Origin of the sequence: Lacimicrobium alkaliphilum (assembly GCF_001466725.1) — a bacterium.
Classification (GTDB): domain Bacteria; phylum Pseudomonadota; class Gammaproteobacteria; order Enterobacterales; family Alteromonadaceae; genus Lacimicrobium; species Lacimicrobium alkaliphilum_B.
In genome coordinates, this window is record NZ_CP013650.1 from 914,555 (window position 1) to 931,742 (window position 17,188).

Annotated in this window: 10 protein-coding genes and 2 pseudogenes; 5 read left to right on the plus strand and 7 right to left on the minus strand. The window is 48.7% G+C overall.

Annotated features, from left to right (window positions below; genetic code table 11):
* Positions 1-267: 267 nt before the first annotated feature.
* Positions 268-1,113, minus strand: a complete 846-nt coding sequence (locus tag AT746_RS04200; protein WP_062476858.1) for a LysR family transcriptional regulator — start codon at positions 1,111-1,113, stop codon at positions 268-270.
* A gap of 255 nt (positions 1,114-1,368) precedes the next feature.
* On the opposite strand from AT746_RS04200, the gene gcvT reads away from it, so the two are divergent.
* The 3 genes and pseudogenes from gcvT to gcvP all read left to right on the plus strand — a co-directional run bounded on the left by gcvT (position 1,369) and on the right by gcvP (position 6,053).
* Positions 1,369-2,460, plus strand: a complete 1,092-nt coding sequence (gene gcvT / locus AT746_RS04205) for a glycine cleavage system aminomethyltransferase GcvT (protein WP_062476861.1) — start codon at positions 1,369-1,371, stop codon at positions 2,458-2,460.
* A 130-nt stretch (positions 2,461-2,590) separates the two neighbouring features.
* Positions 2,591-2,980 carry a glycine cleavage system protein GcvH gene (gcvH, locus tag AT746_RS04210; protein ID WP_062476864.1) on the plus strand — a complete coding sequence of 130 codons (390 nt, stop codon included), beginning with the start codon at positions 2,591-2,593 and terminating at the stop codon, positions 2,978-2,980.
* 180 nt (positions 2,981-3,160) lie between these two features.
* Positions 3,161-6,053 (plus strand): annotated as a pseudogene (gene gcvP, locus AT746_RS04215) (aminomethyl-transferring glycine dehydrogenase).
* Positions 6,054-6,222: 169 nt separating this feature from the next.
* Here the strand turns inward: gcvP and AT746_RS04220 are convergent.
* Positions 6,223-7,641: an alkaline phosphatase D family protein gene (locus AT746_RS04220; RefSeq protein ID WP_062476867.1), complete on the minus strand. Its 1,419-nt coding sequence runs from the start codon at positions 7,639-7,641 to the stop codon at positions 6,223-6,225.
* 614 nt (positions 7,642-8,255) lie between these two features.
* On the opposite strand from AT746_RS04220, the pseudogene AT746_RS04230 reads away from it, so the two are divergent.
* Positions 8,256-8,591: pseudogene (locus AT746_RS04230) on the plus strand (glycine dehydrogenase (aminomethyl-transferring)); the annotation flags it as partial.
* A 371-nt stretch (positions 8,592-8,962) separates the two neighbouring features.
* The gene (locus tag AT746_RS04235) at positions 8,963-10,918 is read left to right on the plus strand and encodes a M60 family metallopeptidase (RefSeq protein WP_082633147.1); all 1,956 of its coding nucleotides are present in this window, start codon (positions 8,963-8,965) and stop codon (positions 10,916-10,918) included.
* Between the two features lie 463 nt (positions 10,919-11,381).
* Here the strand turns inward: AT746_RS04235 and AT746_RS04240 are convergent, their stop codons facing one another.
* The 5 genes from AT746_RS04240 to AT746_RS04260 all read right to left on the minus strand — a co-directional run bounded on the left by AT746_RS04240 (position 11,382) and on the right by AT746_RS04260 (position 17,166).
* A complete protein-coding gene (locus AT746_RS04240; RefSeq protein ID WP_062476879.1) occupies positions 11,382-13,157 on the minus strand; it encodes a hypothetical protein in 1,776 nt (591 codons plus the stop codon).
* Positions 13,158-13,225: 68 nt separating this feature from the next.
* Positions 13,226-15,070, minus strand: a complete 1,845-nt coding sequence (locus AT746_RS04245; protein ID WP_062476881.1) for a hypothetical protein — start codon at positions 15,068-15,070, stop codon at positions 13,226-13,228.
* A gap of 205 nt (positions 15,071-15,275) precedes the next feature.
* Entirely contained in the window at positions 15,276-15,878 is a 603-nt protein-coding gene (locus tag AT746_RS04250; protein WP_197414324.1) for a Crp/Fnr family transcriptional regulator, read from the minus strand.
* Positions 15,879-16,087: 209 nt separating this feature from the next.
* Entirely contained in the window at positions 16,088-16,747 is a 660-nt protein-coding gene (locus tag AT746_RS04255) for a TVP38/TMEM64 family protein (protein ID WP_062476887.1), read from the minus strand.
* Positions 16,748-16,761: 14 nt separating this feature from the next.
* Complete coding sequence (locus tag AT746_RS04260) at positions 16,762-17,166, minus strand: DUF2141 domain-containing protein (protein WP_062476890.1); 405 nt, start codon at positions 17,164-17,166, stop codon at positions 16,762-16,764.
* Positions 17,167-17,188 lie beyond the last annotated feature (22 nt).

Genomic DNA, 17,188 nt, shown 5'->3' on the forward strand with positions numbered 1-17,188 from the left:
CAAGCTGGTGTGCTTTTTGTAAATAGTTAATTTATTCTGATGGTAGACAGATGGAATAACTTCTGCCGATCTCGCAGGGACACAAAGTCATCAGAGTATTCGGCCATCCGACAGGTAGCCCGGATGTAATGAAGCGGAATCCGGGTAAAGCTAAGGTTCTCCCGCATATCCTTTCCCCGTCACTCCTGCATACAAACTCTTCGTCACTCCCGCATGTTGTTAGCGGGAGTCCAGTGCCTTAAACCATCATTCAATGCCCCTGACCTATCAGGCCAATCGCGTGCGGATAAACTCTGCCAGTTTGCTGCTGGCCTGGGGATGTTGCTCAGACTGAATAAACAGATTGATGCCCACTTTGCCAAGCTCCGGCAGGGCAGGGTGTCTCAGCTCAACCAGTTCATCGGGCAGGGTACTTTTTGCCAGCACAGTAATACCCAGCCCCTCTTTTAATGCCGCCGTAATACCGCCGATATCCGCATTGGTGTAACTGACCCGCCAGCGCAGGCCCGCCTGTTGCAGGCTCTGGCGTGCACGCTGGCGATAAATACAACCCTGTGGTGCGGCCACCAGAGCAATGTTATCGGCATTGAGCTGATAACCGGCGTGGGCCACCCAGATCAGGTCATCCTTTAACAGGGTTTCGGGGCGGTTATCACCGGGCTCATCATCCAGCGCCAGGATCAGATCGTACTCTTTGCGCTGATCTTTTCGCAGCAAGGATTTACTTAAGTCGCAGCTGACTTCGAGGGTCACATCCGGATAGGCCTTGGAGAAATCGCCGATAATGCTGGGCAGCACCCGGGTGGCAAACTCACTGGGCAGGCCGAGGCGCAACTGGCCGGTGAGCTGGGATTGCTCAAATTCGCGCAGAATATCATCATTCAGAGTCAGCATCTGCCGGGCACGGCGATACAACAGCAACCCATCGGCATTGATCTGCTGCTTCTGGCCCTGGCGGTTAAACAAGCGCCGGCCAATCTGCGCCTCCAGGCGTTTTATCTGCAGACTGATAGCTGGCTGCGAGCGGCCCAGGTATTCACCGGCCTTGGCATAGCCGCCCATATCCACCACCGCCACCAGGGCCCGTAAATTATCCAGAGAAAGTTGCTTCATGTCGTTTAGTAAGGAGAAAAAGTGGGGTCAGAGTAAACTTTTTGAATCTTGTGTAAATCAATCAACTGAACGTTTAGAAAAGTTTACTCTGACCCCACTTTTTCTACTCCTCACCCATATATCCCATCAGCTTTACTAATAAAAAACAAATAATACATAACAAAACTTAATCATTCTATTAAGATTTCCAATTTGTTGCACCACTGGCAAGGGCCTATAATTCAGGCCACTTTATCATCAATCTCAGGTAAGGCTATGTCAACGACGCCAAGCAAAACGGTTTTGCACCCCAAACACCTCGAAGCAGGTGCCAAGATGGTGGATTTCCACGGTTGGGAAATGCCAATCAACTATGGTTCACAGATTGAAGAGCACCACGCCGTGCGCCGTGACGCCGGTATGTTTGACGTCTCCCATATGACCATCGTTGACATCAAGGGCCCTCAGGCCAAAGCTTACCTGCGCTATTTGCTGGCCAACGACGTAGACAAGCTCAAGGTCAAAGGCAAAGCCCTTTACAGCGGTATGCTGAATGAGCAGGGCGGTGTGGTGGATGATCTCATTTGCTACTACTTTGCCGAAGACGACTACCGCCTGGTAGTGAACTCTGCCACCCGTGAAAAGGACATGAACTGGCTGACCAAAGTGGCCGAGGGTTTCGATATTCAGATTATCGAGCAGCCTGATCTGGCCATGATCGCCGTGCAGGGCCCCAATGCCAAAGAAAAGGCGGCAACCCTGTTCACTGACGAGCAAAAATCTGCCGTTGAAGGCATGAAGCCGTTTTTCGGCGTGTACAGTGGCGATTTATTTATCGCCACCACAGGTTATACCGGTGAAGCGGGCTATGAGATTATGGTACCGGCGGCCGATGCCGGGGCGTTCTGGCAGAAACTGCTGGATGCCGGTGTACAGCCTTGTGGCCTGGGTGCCCGCGATACTCTGCGCCTGGAAGCGGGTATGAACCTGTACGGCCAGGATATGGATGAAAACACCTCGCCACTGGCAGCCAATATGGGCTGGACCATCAGCTGGTTACCCGAAGAACGTGAGTTTGTTGGCCGTGCTGCCGTTGAAGAATATAACCGCAGTGGCAAAGAAAAGCTGGTTGGCCTGGTGATGGAAGAAAAAGGCGTGCTGCGCAGTGGCCTGACAGTAAAAGTAGAAGGCGGCGAAGGGGTGATCACTTCTGGCACCTTCTCCCCCACATTAGGCCACAGTATTGCCATGGCCAGAGTACCGGCACCAGTGGGTACCACCGCCGAGGTGGAAATGCGCAAAAAGTGGGTTACAGTAAAAGTCGTTAAGCCCAGTTTTGTGCGCAACGGCAAAAAGGTTGAACACTAAGTAACAAGTGACATGATAAGTGGGGTCAGAGTAAACTTTTTCTTGCTAAACAAAAACACGATCTCACGTCGCAAAAAGTTTACTCTGACCCCACTTATCGCTCAAGCAAAGAATTAAAAGAGGAATTCCAATGAGTAATATCCCGTCAGAACTGCGTTATGCCGCCTCCCACGAGTGGGTTCGCCCTGAAGGTGACGGCACCTACACCGTCGGTATTTCCGAGCACGCTCAGGAGCTGCTGGGAGATATGGTATTTGTTGAGCTGCCTGATGTGGGCGACACCGTGGCTGCAGGTGACGATGTGGCCGTGGCCGAATCGGTAAAAGCCGCCTCTGATGTGTACGCGCCAATTGGTGGTGAAGTGGTCGCCATCAACGAAGAACTGGAAGACTCACCAGAGCTGGTTAACTCCGACCCCTACGGTGATGGCTGGTTGTTCCGTATCAAGGCCGACGATGACAGCGAATTTAACGAGCTGCTGGACGCCGAAGGCTACGAAAACAGCATCGACGAAGAATAAACCTTTAAAAAGTGGGCGAGAATAGGATAAGTGGGGTCAGAGTAAAATTATTTGCATTGCAGTATGCTAAAAAACTAAGCAAGCGCAGCCAAATAATTTTACTCTGACCCCACTTATCCTGCCCCACTTTTCACCCCACTTTTTATATTTTTTAACTTTTAAACCTGACAAGTGAGCCTTATGTCTGATCCGACTCTTTCCCTATCGCAACTGGAACAAAAGCAGGATTTTGTTCGTCGTCATATCGGCCCCGGACAGGCAGAAATTGCTGCCATGCTGGAAACCGTTGGCGCCGACTCGCTGGAGGCGCTGATTGAACAGACCGTACCAGCCGGTATCCGCCTGCCCGAGCCGCTGAAGCTGGGCGAGAGTCAGACAGAAAACGAGGCGCTGGCCAAACTCAAAGCCATTGCCAGCAAAAACAAGGTGCTGCGCAGCAATATCGGTATGGGCTATCACGACACCCACACCCCCAATGTGATCCTGCGCAACGTGCTGGAAAATCCGGGCTGGTACACCGCCTACACCCCGTATCAGCCGGAAATTGCCCAGGGCCGCCTGCAGTCGCTGCTGAACTTCCAGCAGATGACCATTGATCTGACCGGCCTGGAGTTGGCTTCAGCCTCATTGCTGGACGAAGGTACCGCCGCCGCCGAAGCCATGGCGCTGGCCAAACGGGTATCGAAAAACAAAAAATCCAATCTGTTTTTTATCGCCGATGATGTGCACCCGCAAACCATCGACCTGGTAAAAACCCGTGCCGATCTGTTCGGTTTTGAAGTGCAGACCGGCCCCGCCGATGACGTGGCTGAGCTGGATGTCTTCGGTGCATTGTTACAATACCCTGGCACTACAGGTGAGGTACGCGACATCAGCGACCTGATTGCAGCGGTACAAAGCAAAAAAGGCGTTGTGGCGGTAGCGGCCGATATTATGAGCCTGGTGCTGCTCAAATCCCCCGGCGAAATGGGCGCCGATGTGGTGCTTGGCAGTGCCCAGCGTTTTGGTGTACCCATGGGCTACGGTGGACCCCATGCGGCGTTTTTTTGCGACCCGCGATGCGTACAAGCGCTCTCTGCCCGGGCGGATTATTGGTGTGTCTCAGGACAGCCGCGGCCAGCCCGCGCTGCGTATGGCGCTGCAAACCCGTGAACAGCATATCCGCCGTGAGAAGGCCAATTCCAATATCTGTACCGCACAGGTGCTGCTGGCCAATATCGCCTCTTTCTATGCCGTGTACCATGGCCCAGAGGGCTTAAAAACCATTGCCAACCGTATCCACCGCCTCACCGATATTCTTGCCAGCGGCCTTAAACAGAAAGGTCTGGCCCTGAAGCACGCGAGCTGGTTTGACACCCTTACCGTACTCACCGACAACAAAGACGAGATTGTCGAACGGGCGCTGAAGGCGGGTATTAATCTGCGTACCGATCTCGATGGCATGCTGGGTGTGAGCCTGGATGAAACCACCACCGCTGCCGATGTCAGCGCGCTGTTTGACGTATTCTTAGGCGAAGGCCATAACCTTGATGTAAACAATCTGGATGCGCTGGTGACCACCGAAGGCAGCGATTCCATCCCTGCTGATCTGGTGCGCACCTCAGACATTCTTACCCATGAAGTGTTTAACAGCCACCACTCTGAAACCGAGATGCTGCGCTATATCAAATCCTTAGAAGATAAGGATCTGGCCCTGAATCACTCGATGATTTCACTGGGCTCGTGCACCATGAAGCTCAACGCCACCGCCGAGATGATCCCCATCACCTGGCCGGAGTTTGGCAAGCTGCATCCCTTCTGCCCCATCGATCAGGCTCAGGGATACCAGCAGATGATTAACGAGCTGGGTGATGATCTGGTGGAGATCACCGGCTACGACAATATCTCCATGCAGCCTAACTCTGGTGCGCAGGGTGAGTATGCGGGTCTTATCGCCATACAGCGTTATCATGAAAGTCGCGGTGAAGGGCACCGTAATGTGTGCCTGATCCCGAGCTCGGCCCACGGTACCAACCCGGCCTCGGCGCAAATGGCCAGCCTGAAAGTGGTGGTGGTGAACTGTGATAAAAACGGTAACGTGGACATGGCCGACCTTAAAGCCAAGGCCGAAGAGATGGCCGATAACCTGTCGTGCATTATGGTGACCTATCCTTCCACCCACGGTGTGTATGAAGAAGGCATTCGCGAAATCTGCGATATCGTGCACCAGCACGGCGGCCAGGTGTATATGGATGGTGCCAACCTTAACGCCCAGGTGGGCCTGACCACCCCCGGCTTTATTGGCGGCGATGTGTCGCACCTGAACCTGCATAAAACCTTCTGCATTCCACACGGTGGCGGTGGCCCAGGCATGGGCCCTATTGGCGTAAAATCACACTTAGCGCCGTTTTTGCCGAATCACCCGGTGGTAAAAATACCCGGTACCGGCGAAAACAACGGCTCGGTATCTGCCGCGCCATGGGGCAGCGCCTCGATTCTGCCTATCAGCTATATGTACATCAAAATGATGGGCGGCGAAGGGCTGAAAAAGGCCACCGAAGTGGCGATCCTCAACGCCAACTATGTGGCCAAACAACTGAGCGGCCACTACCCGGTACTGTATAAAGGCCGTAATGACCGCGTAGCGCACGAGTGCATTATCGACCTGCGCCAGCTTAAAGAAGCCTCCGGTGTTACCGAAGTGGATATCGCCAAACGCCTTAACGACTATGGCTTCCATGCGCCCACTATGAGCTTCCCGGTTGCCGGTACGCTGATGATCGAGCCCACCGAATCCGAAGCCAAAGTCGAGCTGGATCGCTTCTGTGAGGCCATGATCAAGATCCGTGAAGAAATCGCCAAAGTGGAAAGTGGCGAGTGGAGTGAAACCGACAACCCACTGCATAATGCCCCCCACACCCTGGCCGATATCTGCGATGACGAGTGGACGCACAGCTACAGCCGCAACACCGCCGCTTACCCGGTAGGCTTTGTGGGCAAAAGCAAGTTCTGGCCTACGGTAAACCGCATCGACGATGTATATGGCGACAGAAACCTGATCTGCTCCTGCCCCAGTGTGGAGAGTTATCGGTAGGGAGAGAATCTGCTGTTTGCAGCCAATCAGCTGTTTAATGGATAGTTAAAGCCTACTTTGAAGTGGGCTTTTTTATTCTGATGATGCTATATGCATGCATCCAGATTGCGGCTGCGCACCCCATGCGCAAATTGGCCTGTGCTCACCGATCTAAATTTTATTTTGTATTTCAGGCCTTAACATCTGCTCTTAGAGGCGCTGGAAGTTCGGGATCGACTTTTTGCTTCCAACTACTAATACCATTGCGCAGCTCACTGGCGCGTATGGTGATTGGATTGTCCCAAACGGTTTGCGCCCGAAAATTAATGACATTGAATTTTACTACCGGATCTTCCTGAGTGAGGTCGAACTCGAGCAAGCCTGCATTATGCCCTCCGGTGAATGGTTCACGCAGACGAATCTCCGGTGTTTCAATTGATTCCGGCATCGGGGTGTCCTGAGCGAGGCCAGAGCTGGCAAATTCGTAAAGATCGTAGCCCCCCTGAGCTGACCATGGAATACAGTTTGCCTCGGAGCGGTGTATATCCCCAGACATTAACAGCACGCCGCTGATATGTTGATCACGGATAAAATCAAACAGGTTATTACGTTCGTGTCGGTAACTGGTCCAGTTGTCCTCCCCAAAGGAGTCTGGATTGTACGACCAGCCGCCACCACAGATAAGCACTTTAAACGGCGCAGAGCTGGCCTTAAGCCCATCTTTTAACCAGGCTAACTGTTCACTGCCAAGATGGCTCTTGTCCGGGCCATCTGGCTGGCCGTTTGAGTCTCGGTGATAGCGATTATCGAGGAAAAAGAAGTCTACCCCGGCATAATTGTATTGAAAGAATACTCCAGGAGATTGCTCGGTCCCATATGAGGGATTTGCCCAGTAGCGTTTAAATAGCTTCAGGCTTTCCTCCTTCATCGGATTGTCTTTATCGCTATTATTCAGGCCATAGTCGTGATCGTCCCAAATGGCTAATTGCGGAACCCGGCTACAAAATCCCTGCAGTTCTGGTACAGAGCGCTGGATTTTGTACAAGTCAGACATAATGCCTGGTTCTACTGTATCGGCATAAATGTTGTCACCTAGCCAGCAAAACAAATCTGGATCCCAACGATCCAGAGCGTCCCAGATGGGCTGATCTGGAAATTCTTGCCAGCGTGCGCAAGACCCAAAGCCAAGAAGGAATTTGGCGTTTTTTGCGGGGGCGGTTTTGAACTGGAAAGGGGGGATATTATCCATGTATTTCGCCGGTTTTCCATCGACCCACGGACGGTAGTAGTATTTAGTATCCGCTTCCAGACCTGAAATATTGATATGTGCAACAAAGTCATTTTCCGGGCCAGTTTGCACTTCTTTGCTGTGCCTGGCATCCGAGAGATCAGATTGCTTCCCATATTGTATGCTAACCTGATAGCGACCACTGGAGCGCATCCAGATGTTAATATCATTTTGTCCAACAGAACCCGCCATTGGGCCATGCAAAAGTCGAGGGTAGCCTGTGGCCGCAGCCAGTGCCTGGCGCCATGCTCCAGAAATTAAAGGTAACGTCCCACCAGCAATGGCCAATGATTTTAAAAAATAACGCCGAGTTGTTTTCATAAGTTCTCCAGTAATAGGTCTTTGCAGCAAATACTAATTTTGAAACCTTTGTTTATGATTGAATTGCAGCGGGTTATTGGTTTCACTTCACTCGCGACTTTCATCCTGGCAATTGCTGTCCGCAAAGCTTCGATCAGTTTATCGGTGCTATCGTCACCGACGCAGACCGCAACCGACATTGCCATACAGCGCTCTCCAGCTGAGCCGTAGGCCGGCTCCCATAAATACTGAGACTATCTGGTCAGGTAGCGTATCTGGCAAACCTACTCACTGAGTAGCTTTGCTATTCTAACTATGACAGTGGCATCTGATGACAAAGGTGTTTTCAATCCTGCTCATGAATAACCCCCACATGTATCCAGCCTGCGGCTGGTTTAAACTATCGAACATCGAGTTGGTGGAATGTATATTTCATAAAATACTTTAATGGAAAAAATATATCAACCTTGAAGGAGCGCAAGCGACGTTAGTCTGAGGGTCTGCTGGTGCAATTAAGGAAGGGAGGCTAATCCCGCGTCATGTCTTTGTTGTTAACTGGCAAATTCAGAGCTTTGGTGACATCCGCTATGGTCAACAAAACCCGGACATCTTTATAGCTGATTTTTCTGCTTTTGCCGGTTGCCGGTACGCTGATGATCGAGCCCACCGAATCCGAAGCCAAAGTCGAGCTGGACCGCTTCTGTGAGGCCATGATCAAGATCCGTGAAGAAATCGCCAAAGTGGAAAGTGGGGTATGGAATGAAACCAACAACCCACTGCATAACGCCCCCCACACCCTGGCCGATATCTGCGACGATGAGTGGACGCACAGCTACAGCCGCAATACCGCCGCCTACCCGGCAGCCTTTGTGGGCAAAAGCAAATTCTGGCCCAGCGTTAATCGTATTGACGATGTATACGGCGACAGAAACCTGATCTGCTCCTGCCCCAGTGTGGAGAGTTATCGCTAAGCTGCTGGATTTTTCGAAGTAATGAAGATTGCTCGCAGACAAATGCAGTAATACTAAAGACCCGCTAGCTAAGGCTGGCGGGTCTTTTACTATGTAGTCTGGATATAGAGTGGGGCACTAGCAGAGCATTATGCTGTTTCAACCACTCTGACCCTTTGATCGTCTGAAAAGCGAGAGAGTTTAATCAACAAATCGGGGCACTGATGGATATTAGCGCACCTACGCTGCACATCTGCCTTAAATCAAAAGTCTCCACAACAAACGAGATAAACTCAAAATAAAACAATTTGAAACTTTCGTAACATTACTTTAATGTTAATTGATGGTTTGCAATACATTATAAATAATAAAAGATAAGGGTTAGTAAGAAAATGAAATCAAAAACAACAAGGGTTAGCTTTGTTTGCTTGCTGGTAGCTTTGGGTGTACTGCATGGCTGCGGCGGCAAAAATACTGAAACAGTCACAGATACTGAGAAGGTAACAGACAGTGAAAGCGGCACCGATACTGATACGGGAGGGGGGGATAATTCATCTACCAGCCCATTAACCTTTGAAAGCCAGGTAATCGTGGCGGCGGCCAGTCCAGGCCTGTGCATTGGTAGTACAGACAATAATGAAGCTGTCGTGCTGACGGATTGTCAAAATAGCGAGACCTCGCAGCTTTGGAGTTATAACGAAAGCACCAAGACATTAACTCATACACAATCACAGAAATGCGTTGCCAATGTACAAAGCAAATTAGTACTGCAAGCCTGTGATGATAGTTCTGCTCAGGCATGGTCTTATGAAGACAATATTTTTTCGCAGAACGGGGAGTCGTTTGACGTTAACATGTCGCAGCTTTCGATAATTGTGTACCCCACCCATGGTGGTGCCAATCAGCAATGGCTTGTTCCCTCGTTAGCGGCGGCCGAGATTGATGAAAACTATGTGAGTGAGTTCCCCTTTCCGGACTGGGATGAAAACGCCTACAAGATGGAACAAATCATGGATATTATTAATCGGCGCACAGCCATTGACGAAGCTCTGCCGTTTCCGCGTGATGTCAGCAGCTATCCTGGCGAAGTCGATGAATCCAGGCCCCGCATATCCAAAGAAGTTACATTCAACCGCTATTTCCATGAAGATCAAACTCTGGATACCCTGAAGCGTCAGCACTGGATTAGCACCGGAACTTACGCACCGGCGGGAGAGATCATTGAAATCAATGTGAGTGCCGAAAAAGACCTTGAAGATTTGTACGCCATTATCAATGTGCACACTGATGTACTGGCATTGACATCTCCTAACGTGACCAATAGCAAGCAAGTTAAACGTTACACCAGTGTCTCAACAAAGGTTCGACTGAGCAGAGGTATCAATAAACTGCGCAGTCAGTACGGAGGACAGGTAATTATTGCTTCTGAGCGATCTGAAGATCTCGATGTCACCGTGAGCATTGCTAACGTGGTGGAAACGGTTCATTTCAAACTTGGTCGCGACAAATTTACCAATTGGCTTGCTATACGAGAAAATAGTGCGCCCTGGGGCGTACTGGAAGGCAAGCATGTGTATCTGGATATGTCTAAAGAGGAGTTACAAAAAGTAGAGGATCCAGAGGCACTGCTTAATACCTTCGATCAAACCATTGAATTGGTGCGGGATTTAGCCGGTTTTGAAAAGACTGCTACGGGCGTGCACAAGATGCCTACATTAAAAGAACGTTTTGTTTCTGACGTGCAAATAACCGCGGGTTTTGCTCACGCTGGTTACCCTATCATGGCAGGCCCGGGGTGGAATTTGTTCTCAGTGGATACAGCCAGAAACAATGGCTGGGGGAACTGGCATGAGACGGGACATAACTACCAGCAGTTTTGTCTTTGGAGTCGCCCGTTCGGGACAGAGTCATCAGTCAATCTATTTTCGTTATATGTTCAGGACACGCTTGGACAGCAATCTCGCATACAGCAGGAAAACCGATATGCAATTGCGATCAATAAGTTGAATGACGATTTTTCGTTCACTGACGATGCAGATGTATGGGACAAGCTGGTCTTTTTAATGCAAATTAAGCACGCGCTGCCAGATATCGGCTGGGATATGTACCGTCAACTAAACAGACGTTTTCGGGAACTTGACTCCCAGCAGCAACAGTCTGTGTGTGCCACGTCTCAGGCGAGTTTCGATGCGACTTTCGAATTCCTCAGTGAAATTACCGGCTATGATCTGACGCAGCATTTTAAAACATGGGGAGTTGGGGTGTCTGAAGCAAGCTATCAAAAAGTAGCCGACATGGGGTTACCACAACCTCCCGTGGATATCTCCGCTCTTAACCCCGGTAGCTAAGCCATCAGAGCGAATAAAACCAGAGCACAAGCGGTTTGCTTGTGCTCATTTCCAACCTGACCTATCCAGACCAGTCTCCTGCATTAATCAATGCAGAAAACTCCAATTAGGCAGTCTCAGTTTAGGGGAAGTGGACAGAACCACAGTTGTAGCCGCAAGATCGCTGCCTACCCGGCAGCCTTTGTGGGCAAAAGCAAGTTATGGCCCACGGTGAACCGTATCGATGATGTATATGGAGACAGAAACCTGATCTGCTCCTGCCCCAGTGTGGAGAGTTATCGGTAGGGGATAAAATCTGTGTGAGGTAATGCAGATTGCTCGCAGACAAATGCGGTAAAACTAAAAACCCGCTATCCACCGATAGCGGGTTTTTTACTTTTGAATTTTAGTAGAGAAGTCATACACCGTTACCGCAGCTTAGTAATTAACATGCAAAACTTTTTCGTAACGGTAGAAATAATTTTTAGAAAGGTTTCTGCCTTATAAGAAAAGAAATTGAATGCTCATTGATAGAATCAAGTTCTTTAAGCTGTTTTTTAAACTTAATGTTCCACATGTCGGAAATGTTGAAGACTTGCTCAAGAGATTCAGCATTAAATGGTCCACACGAGATACTCATAATTCCTTCCATTAATTGATCTAAATAGTCATGCCCATTTTCGATCAGGCTACCAGTGTATCTTGGAGTTCTACCTGAGTGTACAATTAAGTTTCGAGTTCGATATATTCTTCTTAATTGCCAACTAACCTTAGTCTCATGTGTCAGCAAATGGTTTCGAATACCTTCAGAGCTACTTAGAATTCTACATAAGTTGAAAGTTCTGAATCTAAGAAGGTGAAAGTCTTTGAAGGATTTATATAGTTCATCTCTAAGGTCTTGATTTTTGTCAATGGCTAACAAGTAAAGCGCTTTTAGAGCAAGAGATTTTCCTGAAGTGTTTGGTACCTTATTAAGAACTCTTTTTGATATTTTTCTATCCCAAGAGTATAAGTCTGAAGTGTATCTCTCTAAAATTCTATGGATATATCTTATGGTTAAAAAAGGCATAAGGAAATTTACTATGGCCTTAATCTTACTTTTACTGACATGTGATGGAACTAGTGTTTCAATCGCTGTCCATAGATTAACAAGTTGATTCTCAACTACGTCATTACCAATGCTAATGCCATGAAGGTCAGCGGCACGATTGAATTTCTGAAAACTGTTATCTCTGAGACTTAGAGTTGAGATTAGTTTATTTAGAGCTTTTGAAGCTTTTTGGGGCTTGAAATCAAACCCTTTTTGCATTGGACCTGTTGTAGGCTGAACCAAATGAACTAATTCAGTACAACACTTTTGAGATACCAATGCTTCCCTCTTCCAAGAGATCTGCTTTTCGTGATGAAATAAAGAAAATACATCACTCAAATTATCTATTTTTCTCTCAGCCAAGCTGCGGGCACTGTGGCGGTCAAAAGCTCTAACCTGTTTGATAAGAACGTATTCATAATCCTCACCTTCCTCCGGCAAGAGCCCTTTTAACTTTGCAGTCTCCTCATACTCTGTAGGTATCTCATCGGAAATCTCTATGTTGAACGCTTTGACTGAGTCACTTACTTCCTTTATAAGAGAATCCACCAAAAAGAGAGCCTCGAAATGATGAATTTTCGTGTCTAACTCACTAAAGAAGTCTTCAATTTGGTCTAGTTTTGTAATTTTTTTTCCATCGTTTTCATGAAAAAAAAAGGTTTTTACTCGGTTATAGAGAAAGGCTTTACTGTAACCGATGTTCATGAGCGATGTACAAATGGTCCTGGATAGAAAGTCTATATCCCTCTTACTCTGGGACAACAAAGCTTTGTGGAGATGATCTTTACAAGCTTCAAAGTACCTTCTTGGTCCTAACGATTTACCTAATACTTCTAATCGCTGCCTCACATCGTCAAGGGGAGAGTTATCTGGATCTAGAATGTAATAATTTAGATCTAGCTCTAAAAGAGATTTTGCAATCTTATCATTTTGGATGCTCCACTTAAGCTCATCCAATACATGGGTTAAGCTGCCGGACTCTATGATTTTCTCTTCAATGTCGCTGATCAGCGATAGTGCCTCTGCACATAGGAACGAAGCATTTAAGGCGGAAGGCTTATAGCTATCTAGTGTGAAGTCGAACAAGAGTTCATTCATACGTTGAGCAAAAAACACTAATCCATCAAGATCTTGGGTTAGTTCCCATTTGCTTAATCCGTAAAACTTCATAGATGCCCTCTTTGTCCTAACGCAATCAAAAGAACAGAGTTGCTGAAATAGTAAATTCTAACCATCATTCAAATATTCTTCGCAATCAGCTCTGCTTTCAGCAGCCCGCCTTTGGTAAATAATTTGGGTGAAAACTTGGGATTGCGTCTGGCTTTATAGGCATCCAGGATCAGCTTCAGGCCCTTTGCTTCGAGCAGGGAGATATTCACTTCGGTGTCCATTTCCGCGGATTCGACAAAGTCTTTGGAGAAGGTAGGGGCGACGATAAGTACCTGGGCCACACGCTTGCCCTGATTTTCGCAGCGGGTCGCGTAAGCTTTAACCTGTCTTGATGTGGTGGAATATTTAGCGAAGTCGCCGTTTTTACAGGTTTTAGCTTCGCCGATAATCACGTCGTCTTCACTAATGGAAATAATAATATCGGCTTTGTCTTTGGTGGTGTTGATGCTTTTGCGCAGTTCTTCGTCTACCAGCAGATCCAGTTGCTCAAAAATGGCTTTGGTGACTTCTTCGAACCTGATGCCGACTTCCGATTCCTGTATCTCTACGCCTGCTTCTTTAAGTGCAGCGAGATCTCTTCTGGCCAATGCATCATAATTCTCAATCAGTTTATCATTGGCGCTGGCAAAGCTTTCCAGGATCACAAAGCGCGGGTTGCCACGCTTTGACAGCCCCAGTTTGTCTCTTACTGCTTTGATATCATCATTGGGCAGCAGAAACAGGATATCGTGAGGGGTGATGCTTAAAGCGCGTAATTTGTCGGTGTCTATCTCGTCTCTGTCTTCCAGCTCATATTCTTTTTTCAGTAGCTTATCCAGCGACGGAATATGCAGCATCAGTGCGGTACACATATCCTTAAAACCGCTGGCGCTAAGAGCATTAAACTCATGTTCTGTTGCTCCTTTAAGAGTCTGGATAATCACATCGATGCGTTCATCCAACGTCGTACCGATTTTATCGACATTAATGCCAAGATCCGCGATCAGGTTTTTCAGCCGCTCTTTACGTTCATTCTGGGTTTCATCGGCCGAGAAGATATCTCTGGATAATATATGCCGGATACCAATGCCGGAGTGAATGATCTGGCTGATCTTATCGGCCCGGCCTACTCCTCTAATCTTTTTGCCATAGCGTTTAAGAATGTTCGACAGCTCAGCGTCAGCGAGCGTTCTTAATATTCGCAGCACATGCTTATCGGACAACTCTTTGTGCTGAATATCATTGAGAATATTCACCACCTCATCGGCAACCATGACTTCCGCGCGTTTGCGGTTAATAAACAGCACGCCCATTTCCCGCAGAGTATTAAGTCCATCGGCAACATTGGCTTTAGGGATGGGATTAGAAAGGTGTTCAATCGCGGTAGCTTCGTCTATGGAAATCTCCAGCCGATCAGCCAGTACATTCAGTATGCTGCGCTCATCGTCAGTGATCTTTGCTTCACGATTGGACTTTTCATCGTTGAAATAGGCGGTATCCAGACAATCCCGATATATCTTCAGCCGGTTTCCCCGGCTGAATGGTTCAGCTTCATCGGCTTCTTTTATTTCCCGCAGAAGCTCTTTCGACAGGTTTGAAAGGGCATTCCACTCTTTACTGTATAGGGTTTCAATCCACGAAACTCTGGCAATGCTGTTGCCGTCTCTGGAGAGAATATTTACCAGCAGTGCAATTTGCGCATCAGCCATGGCTAGTTGTTCTTTCACTGAGGTCTTGAAGTGCTTCGAAACGGCATTAAATAGTTGGGTAATTTCACTACCTGAGGCATTTTTAATCTGGCCGTCGATCCGCTCAATGCTTTTGGCCAGCACTTTGTCTGTTTGCGCCGCGTTGCTACAAAGCCGGTCGAGGCAGCTAATAAACTTAGACTTTTCAATCTGGTTAATACTGGAGAGAACCTGGCTGAGTTTCATATAACATCCCTGTCTGCTGTGGCAGACACATTGTGTAAGAAGTAACCACCATACAAAACAAATTTATTTATATCAAAGTATTAGTGGCCCCGGCTAATAGCTGGCAGGGTTCAAAAGGCTTATAGCGGTTGAAATTCAGTGCTCTTTGCTTATAAAACGGATTGGCGGGCGATCTCTGAACGACGGGAACAAGTGTTCCTTTGTGCTAAAGCTGGGTTAAGCCCATTCTGGCCCGGATCCTCGACAGTGCCACATCGGTAATGCCCAGATACATCGCAACCTGATACAGCGGATAATGATGGGCATCGTCACCGTATTCTTGTAAAAAGCCCTGATAGCGCTGCTGGGCATCCTGCAATAAGAAACTGGCTTCCCGTTGTTCCTTTTTTATCGCCAGGCCTTCGAGTAGGGTGCGGGTAAGGTAGTTCCAGCTGGTGTGGTTGTCAGCCAACTGAGTCAGTTCGCGGTAACTGATACAGGCCGTCAGATTACTGGTCAGCGCCTGAGTGGAAAACAGGCTGGGCTGTCGGGCAATAAGGCTACGCATACAGGCAAATAAACCACCAGGGCGGGTCAGAGACTTATTGCGCTCTTTACCCTCGGGAGTCAGGTAGTAATAGCGGCCTAGTCCTTCAAGGATAAAGTACAGGCGGTCGGGGGTTTCTCCGGCGCGAAAAATCGCCTCATCGCTTTGCCAGTGTTTCAGTCTGAAACAGCCACTGGCTGCATGCCAGGCGTCATCATCCAACTGAATATAACGGCTGAGGCTATGTCTGAGATTTTCCAGCTCCGGCATACGGATATCCACTAACAGTTATTGTCCCTGACCCTACAGCTTATTTCAGTTATCAGGCGCTGTCATTGGATTTATACCGGGCGCCGTTTCAGTTTGTGGCGTGTTATTTATGCCTTTTTCATTGTGGGCGTTGATGTTGACAAAGACACCCGCTATCGCAACGAGGCAGGCTGATAAAACCGCTCATTACAGTGTTGCCTGCTGGCATAACCGCCATCGCCCTAATTTTCTGTATTCAGCGTGCGCCGCTTTTTGAATACAAACCAACCCAGCCACAGTACGGCGCTCAACCCAATGGCCGTGAATATTGCCGGTTTGGGGTTTTCCAGGGTGCTGATGGCACCGGCATAGGCGCCGATAATTGCATAAGGTACGGTACTGCACAGCCAGAGCATCATAAATCGGCCAAATCGCATTCTGCTGATACCCGCCATACAGGCGGAGACTTCTGGCAGAATCGGCATGGCCCGCGACAGCAGAATTACCATCCCTCCATGCTGAACAAAGGTATCAACCGCCTCAGCGCGTTTGGCAGGGTGTTTAAGCAGCAGCTTTAGCAGGTAGTCGCCATATCTGTAACTGAACAGGTATCCGCCCATGCCGGCCAGAGAAAGCCCCAGTATTGCCGACAGTGCACCGGCCAGCGGCCCCAGAAAATAGCCACTGAGTAGGGTAATGGTCAGGGTTGGCATCGCGATAAACAAATCCGCAAACAGCAATGTCACCACAATGGCACTAACATACACGGGGTCAACGTGCTGAGCCGCATCCAGCCACAGGCGAATGTGTTCAATGCTGAGTAAACCAGTGGCGTTGAACAGCAAAAAAGTGCTGGCAAATATCAGCATCAGAATGAGTATCAGGGTAAACATGGGTTTCATGGTAACTCCGCGGCTCAGGGGTAAATGAGAGGAATATCAATGGCATTGCTAGTGTCTGAACGGGTCAGTCGCGCCTGTTTAAATGAAGGCGGGCCGGTAAGGCTGACACGCGCAGCATTGGAAAATCCCAGCCCCTCAGCCGGCCAGATCCCGGTCCAGTTTTTGGTTACTTTGCCGTTCAGGTCTTCGTCATGCAGTACCTTCACGGCAAACACTACCGGGGCATGGGTAAAGCGGAATTCCATGTTATCAACCCCCGTCTCTACCGGTTGGGTTTGTATGCTGAGGGCCTTGCTGTGATCTTTGGGAAACCCCGCTTTACCAAACAGCATCACCATCATCTGGCCCTGCCGGCTGGTTTCGATCTGGCTGACGCGTACGGTCAGCTCCTGTGCGGTAACGGTGGGAAGTATTAACATTATCAGTAGTCCTGTATTGATT

Coding starts and splice junctions, on each gene's coding strand:
- AT746_RS04200 (WP_062476858.1), bottom strand. CDS start 1,113: ATGAAGCAACTTTCTCTGGATAATTTACGGGCCCTGGTGGCGGTGGTG.
- gcvT (WP_062476861.1), top strand. CDS start 1,369: ATGTCAACGACGCCAAGCAAAACGGTTTTGCACCCCAAACACCTCGAA.
- gcvH (WP_062476864.1), top strand. CDS start 2,591: ATGAGTAATATCCCGTCAGAACTGCGTTATGCCGCCTCCCACGAGTGG.
- AT746_RS04220 (WP_062476867.1), bottom strand. CDS start 7,641: ATGAAAACAACTCGGCGTTATTTTTTAAAATCATTGGCCATTGCTGGT.
- AT746_RS04235 (WP_082633147.1), top strand. CDS start 8,963: ATGAAATCAAAAACAACAAGGGTTAGCTTTGTTTGCTTGCTGGTAGCT.
- AT746_RS04240 (WP_062476879.1), bottom strand. CDS start 13,157: ATGAAGTTTTACGGATTAAGCAAATGGGAACTAACCCAAGATCTTGAT.
- AT746_RS04245 (WP_062476881.1), bottom strand. CDS start 15,070: ATGAAACTCAGCCAGGTTCTCTCCAGTATTAACCAGATTGAAAAGTCT.
- AT746_RS04255 (WP_062476887.1), bottom strand. CDS start 16,747: ATGAAACCCATGTTTACCCTGATACTCATTCTGATGCTGATATTTGCC.
- AT746_RS04260 (WP_062476890.1), bottom strand. CDS start 17,166: ATGTTAATACTTCCCACCGTTACCGCACAGGAGCTGACCGTACGCGTC.